The sequence below is a fragment of the Pseudomonas sp. LP_7_YM genome (assembly GCF_004364435.1).
Classification (GTDB): Bacteria; Pseudomonadota; Gammaproteobacteria; order Pseudomonadales; family Pseudomonadaceae; genus Aquipseudomonas.
Window position 1 is genome coordinate 483,920 of the sequence record NZ_SOCT01000003.1, and the last position, 15,961, is coordinate 499,880.

Genomic DNA, 15,961 nt, shown 5'->3' on the forward strand with positions numbered 1-15,961 from the left:
CTGTGGCTGCACATCTGATGGAATGGCTGAATCTGAGCGTGCGCTGGATTCACATGATCGTCGGGATCGCCTGGATCGGCGCATCCTTTTACTTCGTCTGGCTGGAGAACAACCTCAGCCGCGCCAACCCGCGGGACGGGCTTTCCGGTGATTTATGGGCGATCCATGGCGGCGGAATTTACCACCTGGAAAAATACAAGCTGGCCCCACCGACCATGCCGGATAACCTGCACTGGTTCAAATGGGAAGCCTACTGGACATGGATGTCGGGCGTTGCACTGCTGTGCATCGTGTTCTATTCCAACCCTACCCTTTACCTGCTGGCGCCCGGCAGTACGCTAAGCGGCGGCGAAGGCATTGCCATCGGCGTTGGCGCGCTGATTGCCAGCTGGTTCATTTACGACCTGTTATGCGACTCGCCATTGGGCAAACGACCCGGGTTGTTGGGTCTGGTGCTGTTCGTGTTGGTGATCGGCGCCTGTTATGGCTTCAGCCAGGTATTCAGCGGTCGTGGTGCGTACCTGCACACCGGCGCGATAATCGGCACGATCATGGTCGGCAACGTGTTCCGCATCATCATGCCGGCGCAACGGGCCCTGGTCGCCGCCATTGCCGAGAACCGCACGCCGGACCCGACGCTGCCAGCCAAGGGTCTGCTGCGGTCGCGGCACAATAACTACTTCACGCTGCCCGTGCTGTTCATCATGATCAGCAACCATTTTCCCAGCACCTACGGCAGCCAGTACAACTGGCTGATCCTGGCCGGCATTGCCGTGTGTGCGGTACTGGTTCGCCACTACTTCAACACCCGCCACAACAGCCACAAGTTCGCCTGGACGTTACCGGTCGGCGCGCTGGGGATGATCTGTCTGGCATACGTGACAGGCCCTGTTCAGGTGCCGCGCGGTCCGCAAGTGGCGGCGAAGATCGAATACCAGCCCCTGCCTGGGACGGCGATTGGCGGCCATCGCGCTGACGAACCCAAGCCTGAGGTCGCCCCTGCGCCTGCCGCTGCACCGACCTCCCCGCCAGCCCAGACGAGTAATGCCGCGGGCGTGGATTTCGAAAAGGTGCACAGCGTGATTCAGGAACGCTGCGCGGTCTGTCATTCAGCCAAACCGACCAGTGCGCTGTTCAGCACTGCACCGGCCGGAATCATGTTCGACACGCCGCAGCAGATCCAGCAACTGGCACCGCGCATCCAGGCTCAGGCCGTGACCGCGCAGATCATGCCGCTGGGCAACATTACCCAGATGACCCAACAGGAGCGTGATCTGTTAGGGCAATGGGTCGACAAGGGGGCGCACATAAATTAAGGCAACTGCAAGCTGCAAGCCACGCGCGATACGCGATCGGCTTTGACTTGCAGCTTGTAGCTTGAAACCCGCAGCTGGACCCGATTTTTAGCTACAACCCAAAAATAAGAACAAATGAGGTGTTGCATGTCCGAGTCAACTCACGCACGCATTCCTGCTGCACCGCCAAGACAGCCCTTGCCACTGATGCAGCTGATCCTGGTGGGCCTGCAACACGTCCTGTTGATGTACGGAGGTGCCGTGGCGGTGCCGCTGATCATCGGCCAGGCCGCTGGCCTCTCCCGTGAAGAAATCGCCTTTCTGATCAACGCCGACCTGCTGGTGGCGGGTATTGCCACGGTCGTCCAGTCGCTGGGCGTCGGTCCTTTGGGCATTCGCATGCCAATCATGATGGGTGCCAGTTTCGCAGCGGTCGGCAGCATGGTCGCCATGGCGGGCATGCCCGGTGTGGGCCTGCCGGGGATCTTCGGAGCGACCATCGCCGCCGGTTTCTTCGGCATGCTGATTGCGCCGTTCATGTCGAAAGTGGTGCGTTTCTTCCCGCCACTGGTCACCGGCACCGTCATCACCTCGATCGGCCTGTCGCTGTTCCCGGTGGCGGTGAACTGGGCGGGCGGCGGCAGCAAAGCCGTAATCTTCGGTGAGCCCCTGTACCTGGGCGTCGCAGCCCTGGTGCTGCTGACCATCCTGTTGATCAACCGCTTTATGCGCGGGTTCTGGGTCAACATTTCGGTGCTGATCGGCATGGCCCTGGGCTATATCCTTTCCGGCTTCGCCGGCATGGTCGACCTCAGCGGTCTGGCCCAGGCCGATTGGCTGAAATTGGTCACACCGCTGCATTTCGGCATGCCGCAATTCAGCCTCGCGCCCATCCTTTCCATGTGCCTGGTGGTGGTGATCATCTTCGTCGAGTCCACCGGGATGTTCCTGGCCCTGGGCAAGATCACCGATCGCGAGGTCACGCCGGGCATGCTCCGCCGCGGATTGTTGTGCGATGCGGCGGCCTCCTTTCTTGCAGGTTTCCTCAACACCTTCACACACTCCTCGTTCGCCCAGAACATCGGACTGGTGCAGATGACCGGGGTGCGGTGCCGCTCGGTGACCATCGTCGCCGGAGGATTGCTGATTGTGCTGAGCCTGCTGCCAAAGGCTGCGTATCTGGTGGCGTCCATTCCACCCGCCGTGTTGGGCGGCGCAGCGATTGCGATGTTCGGGATGGTCGCGGCAACTGGCATCAAGATTCTGCAGGAAGCCGACATCTCCGATCGCCGCAATCAACTGCTGGTGGCAGTCAGTATCGGCATGGGCCTGATTCCCGTGGTGCGGCAGGAATTCTTCAATCAGTTGCCGCACTGGATGGGACCGATCACCCACAGCGGCATCGCCATGGCGACCTTGAGTGCCGTGTTGTTGAACCTGTTGTTCAACGTACTGGGCGGGGCGGAACGCGCCGCCATGGCAGGGCCAGCACACTCCCACTGACAGCATTGCCCTGTTTTCGACGCGAGTGCTCTGTGGCAGAGCACTTGAGCGGGGCCGTGCGAGTCAGTATGCTCCGCCGCCGCCCGGCTGCAGCTCAAAACAGGGTCAACCGACCCTTGCGAATGTTCTAACCGAGCATACGCAGCCGGATCAGCGGCGGCACCCACGAAGTGGTTTGTAAAAAAATTCCCGAATCGACTGTTTTTCAAGCAGCCGGCGAGACTTTTTGTCTTTTTTAAAGGGATTGGCGCAGCTCTTGCTATCAACACAAAGCTGACCAATCAGACAAGTAATAAGCCACTAACAAAGGCGCCGAAACAGAGCGTCGATCATTAGGCAACAACGACTTTTTACCTTAGGGAGCAATCGCATGAACCGTACACTTTCCAGCCTGATGGCCGCAGGCAGCCTGTTCGCTGCCGCTCCGGCAATGTCCGGCGATCTGCTGCAGTGGCAGAGCAACAGCCTGACTTACCTCTACGGCAAGGACTTTGCCGTCAACCCGGAAATTCAGCAGACATTCACCTTCGAACATGCTGATGGCTGGAAATACGGCGATAACTTCCTGTTTGTCGATAACATCTTTTATAACGGCAAAAAAGATGCGGGCGTGGGCAATAACACGCTCTACGGCGAATTCTCCCCTCGCCTGTCGCTGGGCAAGATCTTCGATCAGAAGTTTGAATTAGGCCCGATTAAGGACGTATTGCTGGCGGGCACTTACGAATTTGGTGAAGGCGATGTCGAGTCTTACCTGATCGGCCCCGGTTTCGATCTGAGCATCCCCGGTTTCGATTATTTCCAGCTCAACTTCTACAAGCGCTACAACGACGGTCACCGCGCAGGTTACGGCGCATGGCAGATCACGCCTGTCTGGTCCTATACCATTCCCGTCGGAAAATCCGACATCCTTATCGACGGTTACATGGACTGGGTGGTGGACAACAAACAGTCCAACACCAAAGGCGACTACCACTCCAACCTGCACTTCAACCCGCAGATCAAATATGACCTGGGCAAAGCATTGAATCTGCCTGATCGCCAACTGTATGTGGGTATCGAATATGACTACTGGACCAACAAGTACGGGATCGAAGACTCGCGCTACTTCGACACGGACCAAAACACCGCGAGTTTGTTGGTGAAGGTGTTCTTCTGATTCAACGCGGCGTGTATGAAATGACGCCGCGCGACAGTTGCCTGACGGGTGCTCTATACCAGCACCTGTCTGTAAAACGCTACTGCCCTTCCCATGGCAAAGGCTTACCCGCGCGCACCCTGGCATTGAGGGTACGCAGAAGGTCCAGAGGATCACGGTCTTTCATCGCGTGACTTTGCTCATCCACCCAGGTCATCACCTGCTGCCGATCCAGCGTCGGACGGCGATGAAGAATCTCGACCAGTTGTCGCTCACAATGTTGGGCATAGGCCACCACGCTGGAAAACAAAGGGCTGTTCATAAGCCGACACCTCGCCACCGAATACCTGATCAGGCCTTGAAAAGGCGCCACATGTTCCCGCCCCCATTGATGCCGGCACACAATAGCATTGGCACTCGTCCACGCTGTAGAGGGCGGCAGAGCGAACTCACAAAAAAGAGGAGGACTTTGCAGCAATCTTGAGCCTGTCGCGAGCCCGGTGCTAACATTCGCCACCGCCGAGCCGGCAAGGACATTCCGCTTTATGAGCAACATCCGCGAGCGCAACAAAGAACTGATCCTGCGCGCAGCCAGTGAAGAATTCGCCGACAAAGGATTCGCCGCCAGCAAGACCAGCGATATCGCCGCCAAGGCCGGGCTGCCCAAGCCCAACGTCTACTACTACTTCAAGTCCAAGGAAAATCTGTACCGCGAGGTGCTCGAAAGCATCATCGAGCCCATCATGCAGGCCTCGACACCGTTCAATCGCGACGGGGTACCGTCCGAAGTGCTGAGCAGCTATATCCGATCCAAGATTCGCATCTCGCGTGACCTGCCGTTTGCTTCCAAGGTATTCGCCAGCGAAATCATGCACGGCGCCCCGCACCTGACGCCCGAGCAGGTCGAACAGCTCAACGGCCAGGCGCGGCATAACATCGAATGCATTCAGGGCTGGATCGATGACAGCTTGATCGCGCCGCTCGACCCCCATCACCTGATGTTCAGCATCTGGGCCGCGACCCAGACCTACGCCGATTTCGACTGGCAGATTTCCACGGTCACCGGCAAAACAAGGCTGGAGGACGCCGACTACGAGGCCGCCGCCCAGACCATCATTCGCCTGGTCCTCAAGGGGTGTGAGCCGGATCGCTGAGCGCAGGGATCAGGAGACCTTGACAGATTCCAGGGCCGCTTCGACGCCATCGATCAGCTGACCAAAAGTCCAGGGCTTGCGAATGAAAGTAACCGGGTACGTAACGCCGGAGCTTTCAGGGGTCTCATGTCCTGACATGATCAGGATCGGAATCTGCGGCCAGGTTTCAGCCGAAAGGTTCGCCAGTTCGGCGCCATTCTTGCTGCCAGGCATCAGGATGTCCGTCAGCAGCAGCGATACGCCGTCAGCATGTTCATTGAGATACTTCTCAGCCTCGTCTGCATTTTCGAGCGCGTAGGTGGAAAAGCCCTCATCGCCGAGGATCTCGCAGACAAAATCACGAATGATTGGCTCATCCTCTACGACCAGGATCATTCCTTTCTGTTGCCCGTTTGCTGCCATGTGCGCTACATCCACAGTAATTTTTCCTATTGCCTGCCCGGCCGGCCCTGTCCTGGACTCGGGTGCTATCGGTACTGTGAACGGCGCCAGCGCTGGAAATTCCATTTGGCGATAACATTTGATCGAAACGATTTTTTTCAGCCTTTTGATCGAACGATCCGGCACAGGAAGTGACGTCAGAGGCAGCCTTGCGAACAGGTAGAAAAGCACACTGGAGAACGGATATCCCTCGCCGTTGCGGCGATGGACCGGGGGCATGGGGCAAGACCGGGTAAGAGCGCTGTATGACCAAACCTGCGCAGCGATTTCTGGCGGCAATAAAAAAACCCGCCGAAGCGGGTTTGTGCAAGACCGTCCAACGTCCTGTCGGCAGCCAATACCTTGGCAACGGTCGATCGTCCCTGATCCTGCAGCGATCCGTTGCTGCAGTTGATGGGTCTACTTTAACGCGCAAACTGGATCCAATCTAGAGTCAAACTCTCCACTTCGTGTAAGCCTTTGGCTATAGGCCGGTAAAAAACCGGCGTCATCTTTCGCACGCGCCCAGGGCAAACGCCTGACCAAAGTCCGAGGCGGAATTAACCTGCGCCACCCTCAGGTTTACTCATTCTGCGCCGAGAAGCTGTAAGGCCTGAGCGTCTGCGAGATTCAGGGCTAGAGTAGATTGCGCAGTCACGAGCGTCGGCAGCCGAAACGGATTGCGTCAAAAGAACAATGAATGGAGTGACGGTCATGAAGATGCGCAATTTTTCGATCAGTCGGCGTTTGTGGCTGATCCTCATCGTCGCTGTATTGATGTTGTTCACGCTGGCTGCGGCCATGCTCAAGCAAATCCACGACGACCTCTATGAGGGCAAGGCGCAGAAGACCATGCACGTGGTGCAGACGGCCAGCGGCCTGCTTGATTACTACCATGGGCTGGAAACGGGAGGCACGCTGACTCGGGAGCAGGCTCAACGACAGGCGATGGATGCCATTCGCGGCCTGCGCTACAACCAGACCGACTATTTCTGGATCAACGATCTGCGCCCGGTGATGATCATGCACCCGGCCAACCCCAAGTTGGTGGGTCAGGATCTGTCAGGTATCAAGGACCCCGACGGCTTCCAGGTCTTCAATGAAATCGTCGCCGTGGCCAAGGCCAAGGGCGCCGGGCTGGTCAACTATCGCTGGCCGAAGCCGGGGGCCAGCGAAGCGGTGCAGAAAACCTCGTATGTGACCCTGTTCGAGCCGTGGGGCTGGATCATCGGTTCGGGCGTGTATATCGATGACGTGCAGGCCGAGTTCCGCCAACAGGTGATCAAGGCCGTGTCGATCAGCCTTGGCATCATCCTCCTGATGGCGGTTTTGCTGACAGGCATCGGACGCAGCATTACCGGCCCACTGAAAGCCACGGTGGAGGCCATGGCCAACATTGCCAGTGGCGAAAGTGATCTGACACGCAGCCTCAACACCGACGGGCGCGACGAAATCACACGGCTGGCCACTCATTTCAACGCCTTCACTGCCAAACTGCGCCGCGTGGTTGCCGAGTTGCAATCGTCTGCGGTCGGCTTGGGGCAGGCTTCCAGCGAGCTGGGCAGTAACGCCGTACAGGCCCAGGAGCGCAGCCAGCAACAATCGCTGCAGATGGAACAGGTGGCAACGGCGGTTCATGAAGTCACCTACGGCGTGCAGGAGGTGGCAAAGAATGCCGAGCATGCTGCCAGTGAAATGCGCAACGCCGAATCCCAGGCGCAGCAGGGTCAAGCCAACATCGACAGCAGCCTGAAGCAGATCGACCAACTGTCAGGCACCATCGATCAGGCGGTGGACGTGATCCGCACCCTGGCCAGTGAAACCACACAGATAGGCGGGGTTTTGGAAGTCATCAGCTCCATTGCCGAGCAGACCAACCTTCTGGCCTTGAACGCCGCCATCGAAGCCGCGCGGGCGGGGGACCAGGGGCGCGGCTTTGCGGTGGTGGCCGACGAAGTCAGGCTGCTCGCACAGCGTACGCAAAAATCCACCGCCGAAATTCAGACGATGATCGACCGCCTGCAAAGCCATTCCGATGCAGCCGTGAAGGTTATTGGAGAAAGCAGCCGGTCGTCGCAGCTGACCATCGAACAGGCCAATCTGGCAGGCCAGAGCCTGACCTCCATCAGTCGGGCATTGCGCAATCTCAACGGGCTGAATGCATCCATCGCTAGTGCCACGCTGCAACAATCCCATGTCGTCGAGGACATCAATCAGAACGTCACTCAGGCCGCGCAGCTGTCACAAAGCACGGCAGTGGCTGCTGAGCAGTCCAGCGCGGCAAGCGAGCAACTGAAAAGACTTAGCGAGCAATTGAACGGGTTGTTGCGGCAGTTCAAGGTCTAGAAGGCCATTGCCTGAGCCCTTGGGGTCGGTTGACCGGCTCCTCCAACAGCAAAAGTGATATTGCTCACCTTCAAGAGTTCGGCCATTATGTATACAATAAAAATAGATATTGAATACATATATGTCTTTTCTTCGCCCTCCCCCCGCTTCTTATTGCCAAGACTGGCCCGAAGCCCTGCTCAACGGGTTCAGCCAGGTTCTGCTGCAGCTCAGCCCTTTATGCGGGCTGTTTTGCCTGCTGGCGATTCTCATCAGCGCGCCTGCCTCTCTTGGCGGCGCCCTGCTCGGTGCCGTGTCGGGCCTGCTGACCGCGCAGCGGCGCGGTTATCCCAAGGCTGAACGCCAGTCGGGTGTTTACAGCTACAACGGCGTGCTGCTGGGCCTTTTGATCTGTTACCGATTTGAGTGGTCACCCCTGTTGCCACTGCTGATCATCGCCTGCAGCGGCCTCAGCGCCATGCTGATGCACGCCTGGTTGCAGCGCACGCCTGGGGTTTCGTGCCTGAACGCCTATACGGCACCCTTTGTTCTGTTCAGCTGGGTTTTGCTGATCTTTGCCGCTCCACTGCCCGGCATGCGCGTCGCCGACGGTGACCTGATCCAGGCATTGTCGCTGGGCCTGGGACAGGTGTTTCTGCTGGACCATCCGTTGGCGGGCGTGCTGATTGGTATCGGTCTGTTACTCGCTAACCGTACGGCGGCCCTGTGGGCCGCGGTGGGCTGCGCCAGTGGTGTCGCGTTCGCCCTGTGGCAGCAGGAGAACAATCTGGCGCTGCTTGGCCTGTCCGGCTACAACCCGGCACTGGCCGCGCTGGCGTTCAGTCACGCGCGCTACAAACCGTGGCTGCCGGGCATCGCTATCGTCCTGGCGATCATTCTGCAACCCGGTTTCGCCGAGTTGGGTCTGGCGACGCTGACCGCGCCGTTCATCCTGGCGTGTTGGCTGGTGCAGGCCGGCGATCGCCTTTTGCAGCAATCGATCAACGATCAGCGGTTGCGCTCCTGAGCGGTTTGTCACAGGCTCTGGCGATCTTGCAATCGGAACTGCCCCATGGACACCAACACCCGCTGGCGCGAACAGCTGCGCATTATCATTTTCCAAAGTGACACCAAACCCGGCCGACGCTTCGACAAGATCCTGCTGGTGATCATTCTCTGCAGCCTGCTGGTGGCAATCATCGACAGTATCGAGCCTGTGCATCGCCAGTATGCCGATCTGTTTGCCTGGATCGAGTGGGGCCTTACCTTCATCTTCGCCGTCGAATACATCCTGCGCCTGTACTGCTCACCGAAACCGCTGAAATACGCGTTCAGTTTCTATGGGCTGATTGACCTGCTGGCCATCGTGCCGGGGATCCTGGCGATCTATTACAGCGATGCGCAGTACCTGTTGATCGTACGCGTGGTGCGGATGCTGCGAATCTTCCGCGTGCTCAAGCTGAGCCCCTATCTGAAACAGGCCAATTACCTGCTGGCGGCCCTGCAAGGCAGCAAGCAGAAGATCATCGTCTTTCTGGTCACGGTGTCCACCCTGGTGACGGTGTTCGGCACGCTGATGTATGTCGTCGAAGGCCCGCAGCACGGCTTCACCAGCATCCCGAAAGGCATCTATTGGGCGGTGGTCACGCTGACCACAGTCGGTTTCGGCGACATCGTGCCCAAAACGCCCCTTGGCCAGATTCTCTCGTCGCTGGTGATGATTACCGGTTACTCGATCATTGCCGTACCCACCGGAATTTTTACCGCAGAACTGGCCAATGCCATGCGTGGTGATCAGTTGCAGCACGACTGCCCGATATGCGCTAAAAACAGCCACGAGCACAGTGCGGCATTTTGCTCTCGCTGCGGCAATGCGTTGTTCTCAAAAATCGATTCCCAGGCGTCGTCCGGGCCTTGCGGAAAAGTATAAGTACAGACGGTTTTAATCTATAAGCGCATGGGGGGTTTTCGTTATAGTCGCGGCCATTAGCCAGCTCTTTTCATCCAAAAATGGCCTCCACACGACAAAGGAATCTCGCAGTGAACAGACTATTCGCCGCCTCCCTGCTGGCTGCAGGACTGGCCTTGGGCAGCACAGCCCAGGCCGCGCCGCAACTGCTCAACGTTTCGTACGACGTGATGCGCGACTTCTACAAGGACTACAACGCCGCCTTCCAGAAGCACTGGAATGGCGAGCACCAGGAAACCCCGACGATTCAGATGTCCTTCGGCGGATCGAGCAAACAGGCGCGCTCGGTGATCGATGGCCTGCCCGCCGATGTCATCACCATGAACATGGCCACCGACATCAACGCGCTGGCCGACAACGGCAAACTGGTGCCGGATAACTGGGTCACCCGTCTGCCTAACAACAGCGCGCCGTTCACCTCGGCCACGGTGTTCATCGTGCGCAAGGGCAACCCGAAAGCGCTGAAGGACTGGAACGATCTGGTCAAGGAGGGGGTTGAGGTCATCGTGCCCAATCCGAAAACCTCGGGCAACGGTCGGTACACCTACCTGTCCGCTTGGGGTTACACCCTGAAGAACGGCGGCGATGAAGCAGCGGCGAAAAAGTTCGTCGGTGAGCTGTTCAGCCATGTGCCGGTGCTCGACACCGGTGGCCGTGGCGCGACCACCACGTTCATGACCAATCACATCGGCGACGTGCTGGTGACCTTCGAAAACGAAGCGGAAATGATCGCCCGCGAGTTTGGTCGCGATCAGTTCGAGGTCGTCTACCCCAGCGTCTCTGCCGAAGCCGAGCCACCGGTGAGCGTGGTCGATAAGGTCGTCGACAAGAAAGGCAGTCGGGCCCTGGCCGAGGATTACCTGAAGTACCTGTGGTCGCCGGAAGGACAGGAAATCGCTGCCGCCAACTACCTGCGCCCGCGTGACCCTGCCGTGTTGGCCAAATACACCGATCGCTTCCCGAAAGTCGACTTCCTCGACGTGGAGAAAACCTTTGGTGCCTGGCGCACTGTCCAGAAGACCCACTTCAACGACGGCGGCGTGTTTGACCAGATCTACCCGGCCAAGTAAGCATTCAGGCTAAATCCTCATGTGGGATCGAGTTTCATCCTGTGGGAGCGACTGGCGCTGTGTGACAGTGGCGAATACGATTTATCAGGCGGTTACCGGCTGTCTGACCCGCCGCTTTCGCTGCCGTCGTAACCTCCGGCGTCTCCTACGGTGATCGCGTCAGACCGACGAAGTAGAATTGCCGACTTCAATTCCCGAACTGGCGACTCAACCCTGCGGGTACACCACTGGAATCGGTCTCCTGCCACGGCCCGCTTGGCGAGGTAGACCAGTTCCAGCCGTTGTTCCAGCGGTAGTACGTGCGCTGGCGGTAAAAAGTGTTAGGCACGTTATCCAGCACATGCACACCCAACCTGGCGTCCCAATGGCTGTTGCCACCCGGCGGCGGGGCGAAGTTGGCGGAAGTCTTGGGGGCGGACGGAATCGGCGTCGATGGCGGGGTTTGTGGTGTCGTGCGAGGAGTACCCGGCTGCGGCGTGGGCTGTGGGGCGGGAGCGCTGCCCGGTACTGGGATCGGCTCCGAACTCTGCGGACCGGGGTGCTGGACCGCACAGGCGGCACTCAGGGCCACTGCTACGCTCAACAAGGCAAATCGTGCGACGCGATACATAGGTGCTTCCTATTGTGTGTCTGGACTGTGTCTGAGCCGCACGCCCCTGGCTACTGATCGGGGCTGTCGATGGTCAGGGACTGAGGGCCTGTGGCCTTGCTGGGCAACGGCTGGCTGCGACCAATCCACTCTCCGGAGGTGGGCTGGCCTGCGCGGGATACCCGAGCAACGAGTTGGACTTCCGGGAAGTTCGACAGTTTCAGCTGCGGCATCATGGCGTCGGCGTCTGTCAATTCCACTTCCACCGGTAGATCAGCGACGGTTACACGCTTGACGGCCAAAGGCGCGGGTGGTCCGGAGACTGCACGCGCGAACACGAATACGCTGTCGCTCGGCAAAACCTTGTCCTTCAATGAATCGGAGAGCGTCACCCGCACGTGCAGATGCGCGCCCGGTGCCGCTGGCAACGGTGCCTCCCGCACCTGGCCGCCGTTTTGCACCAACCTGTCGCGGGCCCGGGCGATACCGCCTTGCAGCGCAGAACGCGATGGATCGTTCGGTGGCAATACCGCCAGCAGGCGCGTCCAATAGTCCATCGCCTGCTGAAAATGCTGACTCTCGAACCCGTTAATGCCCTTGAGCCCAAGACTTGTCACTTCATTGGGATCGGTTTTCAGTGCTTCGTCGGCCAACCCCTGAATCTGTGGAGTCCAGGCCTTGTTGCCGGCGAAATACAAGGCTTGTGCCCATTGCCCCAACAGCTCCGGCTGGCGCCCCGCCAGAGCGGCTGCACGCTCGAACATCTTTGCCGCGTCGGCGGGCCGGTCCTGGGCCATGTAGGTTCTTGCGAGCAAGTAAAGGCTTTGCGCCGAATCCGGTTGCGCCTTGACGGCGCGCTCCAGGCGGTCGGTGATCTGCTCGGGTGAGCCCGCCTGGCCGAGCTCACGGGTCAGCTCGAACCTGTCACTGGCGCCGAAATGCAGATACAGCGCAAGGCCTGCGACCGGCACCAGCATCGCCAACAGCAAAGGCCACGGTTTGCCCAGTCGCGAAACCCGCTCGGCGGAAACACCCTCAGTGTCCGCCAACAACTCACGGGCAGCCTCGGCGCGGCCGATGTTCATCTGGGCCGCCGACAACACGCCTTCGGTTTGCTGCTCCTGCAGCTCAGCCAGACGCTCCTGATAGAGGGCGACATTAAGCGCGGTGCGATCTTCCTCGCGTTGCACACGACGACCTCGCAACAGCGGGATCAGCAGGAAACTCAGGGCCACCAGCAACAATAAGCCGACGGCCAGCCAGAAATCGATCATTCGGTTTTTTTATCCAGCAAGTGGGCGAGGCGGCGACGCTCCTCGTCGGAAAGCACATCGGCTTCTTCTGTGCGCGTGTGGCGACGGCGGGCAACGATGACGCCAATCAGCAACATGCCGCCGAGCAGCAAACCGGCCGGACCGAACCAGAGCAGCCAGGTGTGGGCATTCAGTCCGGGCTTGTAGCGCACGAACTCGCCGTAGCGATCGACCATGAAATCGATGATCTGCTGATTGCTCTGCCCTTCGCCAAGCATGCGATAGATCTCCTTGCGCAAATCGGCAGCGATCGGCGCGTTGGAATCAGCGATGTCCTGGTTCTGGCACTTAGGGCAACGCAGTTCCCGGGTCAGTTCGGCGTAACGCGCGCGCTCGGCGTCGTCCTTGAAGGTGTAGGCGTCGATGGCGGCGTGGGCCACGCTTGTGCAGCTCAGCGCCAATAACACGGCTGATGCCAGGCGCACGCTTTGCCGCTTAAGGAAGCGGACGTTCGCCGGCACATCATCTCCCCTGCATGAACTCGTCTGTGCCCTGGACACCGGCGCAAAGACTGGAGGCTGGCGATTCAAAACGGAGGGAGCGAATTCATTCGCGAATTGGTCGTCCGGACGATACCTATGTGTCGGCTGTACGTCCGGCTCGCGGATGAATACTTTCCCGCCGCTGGATCTGCGGCGCAGCCGAATCCATTCCACTGCAAAGGCATACGGACGGCTCATTGCGTAGCCTCGTCGACAAGCCCCTGATACAACCCGGCAAGCTTCTCTCGCCACACGGCCTCGTCGATCACACCGACGTGCTTGTAGCGAATAATGCCCTTGCGGTCGATCAGAAACGTCTCAGGCGCGCCGTAGACGCCCAGATTCAAGCCCAGACTGCCGGTTTCGTCATTGATGTTCAGCTGATACGGGTCGTGAAAATCCTTGAGCCATTTCAAGGCGTCGGCGTTGACGTCCTTGTAGTTGACCCCGTAGATCACCACGCCCTGCTGCGCCAGCCTGGTCAGCAGCGGATGTTCGACGCGGCAGGCGACACACCATGTGCCCCAGACGTTGACCAGCGCCGGTTTGCCCAGCAGGTCAGCGCGGGACAGTGGCTTGCCGTCCTGCACCGATGGCAGGGAAAACTGCGGGAAAGGCTTGTCGATCAACGCCGACGGCAGCTCCGAGGGGTCTAGATACAGCCCCCTGTAGAGAAACAGCGCCATACCCAGAAACAGCACCAGCGGAATCACCAACACCCAACGCTTCATACCGCTGCTCCCGACAATCCCAGCGCATCACGCACCCGGCTCCGGACCTTGACCCGGTAGCGTTTATCCAGCGCCGCCAACACGCCGCCCAGGGCAGTAATCAAGCCGCCGAACCAGATCCAGCGCACGAACGGTTTGACGTGGACGCGAACGGCCCATGCACCGTTGTCCAGCGGCTCGCCCAGTGCGACGTACAGGTCGCGGGTCAAACCGCCGTCAATGCCGGCTTCGGTCATCATCGAGCGCTGCACGGTGTACAGGCGTTTTTCCGGGTACAGCACGGTCACGGCCTTGCCGTTGGCGAGCACACGAATGGTGCCCTCATCGGAGGTAAAGTTGGGGCCTTGCACGTGTCTGGCGCCCTCAAAGACGAAGGTATAGCCACCCAGTTCCACCGAGTCGCCAGGGGCCATGCGCAGGTCACGCTCGGCACTGTTCTGACTCGACAGCACCACGCCCAGCGCAACCACGACGATGCCGACGTGCGCCAGTTGCATGCCCCAGTAACTGCGGGTCAGCGAACGCATGCCTTTGAGCAGCCCCTTGTGACGCGTCTTGTCCAGCAGATCGCGCACACCGGCCAGCAGCACCCAAGCCGCCAGCGACACGGTGGCGAGCACCGCCCAGTGAAAATCAGCCATGGCGAAACCCGCGATGATCGCCAGCACTGCGCTGCCGACCAGCACTGGAGCCAGCATGCTCAAAAGCCATTTGATCGGGGTGTCTTTCCAGCGCACCAGTACACCGACCGCCATGACCGCCATCAGCAGCGCCATCAACGGCACGAACAGCGCATTGAAGTACGGTGGGCCGACCGACATCTTCGCCCCGCTCAAGGCGTCCAGCGCCAAGGGGTACAGCGTCCCCAGCAGGATCATCGATGCCGCCACCACCAGCACCAGATTGTTGCCCAGCAACAAGGTTTCCCGCGACCAGAGACCAAAGCCGACATGGCTTTTCACCACCGGCGCACGGATGGCGAACAGGGTCAGAGAACCGCCGACCACCAGCAGCAGGAATATCAGGATAAACACGCCCCGGGCCGGATCGGAGGCGAAGGCGTGCACCGACGTCAGCACCCCAGAGCGCACCAGGAACGTACCCAACAGACTCAGAGAGAACGCGGCAATGGCCAGCAGCACCGTCCAGCTTTTGAACACGCCGCGTTTTTCAGTGACCGCCAGCGAGTGGATCAAGGCGGTGCCCACCAGCCACGGCATGAACGAGGCGTTTTCCACCGGGTCCCAGAACCACCAGCCGCCCCAGCCGAGTTCGTAATAAGCCCACCATGAACCCAGCGTGATGCCGATGCCGAGAAATGCCCAGGCGATGATGGTCCACGGTCGCGACCAGCGCGCCCAGGCAGCGTCCAGACGTCCGCCAAGCAATGCAGCGATAGCGAAGGCGAAGGCCACCGAGAAGCCGACGTACCCCATGTACAGCATCGGCGGGTGGAAGATCAGGCCGGGGTCCTGAAGCAACGGATTCAGATCGCGCCCGTCCTGGGGGACTTGCGGCAGGATGCGGCTGAACGGGTTGGAGGTCAGGATCAGAAACAGCAGGAATCCCACGCTGATCATGCCCATCACCGCCAACACCCGGGCCAGCATGACCTGCGGTAACTGTCGGGAGAACACCGACACGGCGAACGTCCAGCCACCGAGGATCAGCGCCCAGAGCAGCAACGAGCCTTCGTGAGCGCCCCACACTGCACTGAACTTGTAGTACCAGGGCAACGCGCTGTTGGAGTTTTCGGCAATGTACGTCACCGAAAAATCATCGACCATGAACGAGTACGTCAGGCAGGCGAATGCAAACAACAGAAAGGCGAACTGACCCCAAGCCGCAGGCTGAGCCAGGCCCATCCATATACGGTCACCGCGCCATGCGCCGATCAACGGTACGAGGGCCTGCACGATGGCGAAACACAGGGCCAGAATCATGGCCAGATGGCCGAGTTCGGGAATCATGG

General features: G+C 59.6%; 14 protein-coding genes and 2 pseudogenes. 9 read left to right on the forward strand and 7 right to left on the reverse strand.

Annotation, left to right across the window (positions count from 1 at the left end):
* The first annotated feature begins 2 nt into the window (after positions 1–2).
* From EC915_RS11230 to EC915_RS11240, 3 genes are all read left to right on the forward strand, one after another.
* Positions 3–1,316, forward strand: coding sequence for a urate hydroxylase PuuD (locus tag EC915_RS11230; protein WP_133750589.1), 1,314 nt, complete (start codon positions 3–5; stop codon positions 1,314–1,316).
* A gap of 126 nt (positions 1,317–1,442) precedes the next feature.
* Positions 1,443–2,798 (forward strand): nucleobase:cation symporter-2 family protein, encoded by a 1,356-nt coding sequence (locus EC915_RS11235; protein ID WP_133750590.1) that lies wholly within the window; start codon positions 1,443–1,445, stop codon positions 2,796–2,798.
* Between the two features lie 370 nt (positions 2,799–3,168).
* Positions 3,169–3,957, forward strand: a complete 789-nt coding sequence (locus EC915_RS11240) for an outer membrane protein OmpK (RefSeq protein ID WP_133750591.1) — start codon at positions 3,169–3,171, stop codon at positions 3,955–3,957.
* A gap of 79 nt (positions 3,958–4,036) precedes the next feature.
* On the opposite strand, the gene EC915_RS11245 is transcribed toward EC915_RS11240, so the two are convergent.
* Entirely contained in the window at positions 4,037–4,258 is a 222-nt protein-coding gene (locus EC915_RS11245) for a hypothetical protein (protein ID WP_234407456.1), read from the reverse strand.
* 223 nt (positions 4,259–4,481) lie between these two features.
* Between EC915_RS11245 and EC915_RS11250 the strand changes: the two genes are divergently transcribed.
* The gene (locus EC915_RS11250) at positions 4,482–5,090 is read left to right on the forward strand and encodes a TetR/AcrR family transcriptional regulator (protein WP_133750592.1); all 609 of its coding nucleotides are present in this window, start codon (positions 4,482–4,484) and stop codon (positions 5,088–5,090) included.
* Between the two features lie 9 nt (positions 5,091–5,099).
* On the opposite strand, the gene EC915_RS25600 is transcribed toward EC915_RS11250, so the two are convergent.
* The gene (locus tag EC915_RS25600) at positions 5,100–5,750 is read right to left on the reverse strand and encodes a response regulator (RefSeq protein WP_372237873.1); all 651 of its coding nucleotides are present in this window, start codon (positions 5,748–5,750) and stop codon (positions 5,100–5,102) included.
* Positions 5,751–6,362: 612 nt separating this feature from the next.
* Between EC915_RS25600 and EC915_RS25605 the strand changes: the two are divergent.
* From EC915_RS25605 to EC915_RS11275, 5 genes and pseudogenes are all read left to right on the forward strand, one after another.
* Positions 6,363–6,950 (forward strand): annotated as a pseudogene (locus EC915_RS25605) (cache domain-containing protein); the annotation flags it as partial.
* 318 nt (positions 6,951–7,268) lie between these two features.
* Positions 7,269–7,856, forward strand: a pseudogene (locus EC915_RS25610) (methyl-accepting chemotaxis protein); the annotation flags it as partial.
* A 121-nt stretch (positions 7,857–7,977) separates the two neighbouring features.
* Complete coding sequence (locus EC915_RS11265) at positions 7,978–8,862, forward strand: urea transporter (protein ID WP_133750594.1); 885 nt, start codon at positions 7,978–7,980, stop codon at positions 8,860–8,862.
* 45 nt (positions 8,863–8,907) lie between these two features.
* Positions 8,908–9,765, forward strand: a complete 858-nt coding sequence (locus tag EC915_RS11270) for an ion transporter (RefSeq protein ID WP_133750595.1) — start codon at positions 8,908–8,910, stop codon at positions 9,763–9,765.
* A gap of 110 nt (positions 9,766–9,875) precedes the next feature.
* Complete coding sequence (locus EC915_RS11275; protein ID WP_166650965.1) at positions 9,876–10,874, forward strand: sulfate ABC transporter substrate-binding protein; 999 nt, start codon at positions 9,876–9,878, stop codon at positions 10,872–10,874.
* A 187-nt stretch (positions 10,875–11,061) separates the two neighbouring features.
* Here EC915_RS11275 and EC915_RS11280 read toward each other — a convergent pair whose 3' ends face one another.
* From EC915_RS11280 to EC915_RS11300, 5 genes are all read right to left on the reverse strand, one after another.
* On the reverse strand, positions 11,062–11,484 hold the full coding sequence (locus tag EC915_RS11280; RefSeq protein ID WP_133750597.1) for a hypothetical protein: 423 nt from the start codon (positions 11,482–11,484) through the stop codon (positions 11,062–11,064).
* A 50-nt stretch (positions 11,485–11,534) separates the two neighbouring features.
* Positions 11,535–12,737, reverse strand: coding sequence for a c-type cytochrome biogenesis protein CcmI (gene ccmI / locus EC915_RS11285; RefSeq protein WP_133750598.1), 1,203 nt, complete (start codon positions 12,735–12,737; stop codon positions 11,535–11,537).
* Positions 12,734–13,201: a cytochrome c-type biogenesis protein gene (locus EC915_RS11290; RefSeq protein ID WP_133750708.1), complete on the reverse strand. Its 468-nt coding sequence runs from the start codon at positions 13,199–13,201 to the stop codon at positions 12,734–12,736. Before EC915_RS11290 ends, ccmI begins: the two co-directional genes overlap by 4 nt.
* A gap of 251 nt (positions 13,202–13,452) precedes the next feature.
* On the reverse strand, positions 13,453–13,989 hold the full coding sequence (locus EC915_RS11295; RefSeq protein ID WP_133750599.1) for a DsbE family thiol:disulfide interchange protein: 537 nt from the start codon (positions 13,987–13,989) through the stop codon (positions 13,453–13,455).
* Positions 13,986–15,959, reverse strand: a complete 1,974-nt coding sequence (locus tag EC915_RS11300) for a heme lyase CcmF/NrfE family subunit (RefSeq protein WP_133750600.1) — start codon at positions 15,957–15,959, stop codon at positions 13,986–13,988. The genes EC915_RS11295 and EC915_RS11300 overlap by 4 nt, the downstream gene beginning before the upstream one ends.
* Positions 15,960–15,961 lie beyond the last annotated feature (2 nt).

Bases quoted from the DNA above. Each gene is read 5' to 3' on its own strand.
- EC915_RS11250 (WP_133750592.1), top strand. From the start codon at position 4,482: ATGAGCAACATCCGCGAGCGCAACAAAGAACTGATCCTGCGCGCAGCC.
- EC915_RS11300 (WP_133750600.1), bottom strand. From the start codon at position 15,959: ATGATTCCCGAACTCGGCCATCTGGCCATGATTCTGGCCCTGTGTTTC.
- EC915_RS11235 (WP_133750590.1), top strand. From the start codon at position 1,443: ATGTCCGAGTCAACTCACGCACGCATTCCTGCTGCACCGCCAAGACAG.
- ccmI (WP_133750598.1), bottom strand. From the start codon at position 12,737: ATGATCGATTTCTGGCTGGCCGTCGGCTTATTGTTGCTGGTGGCCCTG.
- EC915_RS11280 (WP_133750597.1), bottom strand. From the start codon at position 11,484: ATGTATCGCGTCGCACGATTTGCCTTGTTGAGCGTAGCAGTGGCCCTG.
- EC915_RS11270 (WP_133750595.1), top strand. From the start codon at position 8,908: ATGGACACCAACACCCGCTGGCGCGAACAGCTGCGCATTATCATTTTC.
- EC915_RS11245 (WP_234407456.1), bottom strand. From the start codon at position 4,258: ATGAACAGCCCTTTGTTTTCCAGCGTGGTGGCCTATGCCCAACATTGT.
- EC915_RS11240 (WP_133750591.1), top strand. From the start codon at position 3,169: ATGAACCGTACACTTTCCAGCCTGATGGCCGCAGGCAGCCTGTTCGCT.
- EC915_RS25600 (WP_372237873.1), bottom strand. From the start codon at position 5,750: ATGCCCCCGGTCCATCGCCGCAACGGCGAGGGATATCCGTTCTCCAGT.
- EC915_RS11295 (WP_133750599.1), bottom strand. From the start codon at position 13,989: ATGAAGCGTTGGGTGTTGGTGATTCCGCTGGTGCTGTTTCTGGGTATG.
- EC915_RS11265 (WP_133750594.1), top strand. From the start codon at position 7,978: ATGTCTTTTCTTCGCCCTCCCCCCGCTTCTTATTGCCAAGACTGGCCC.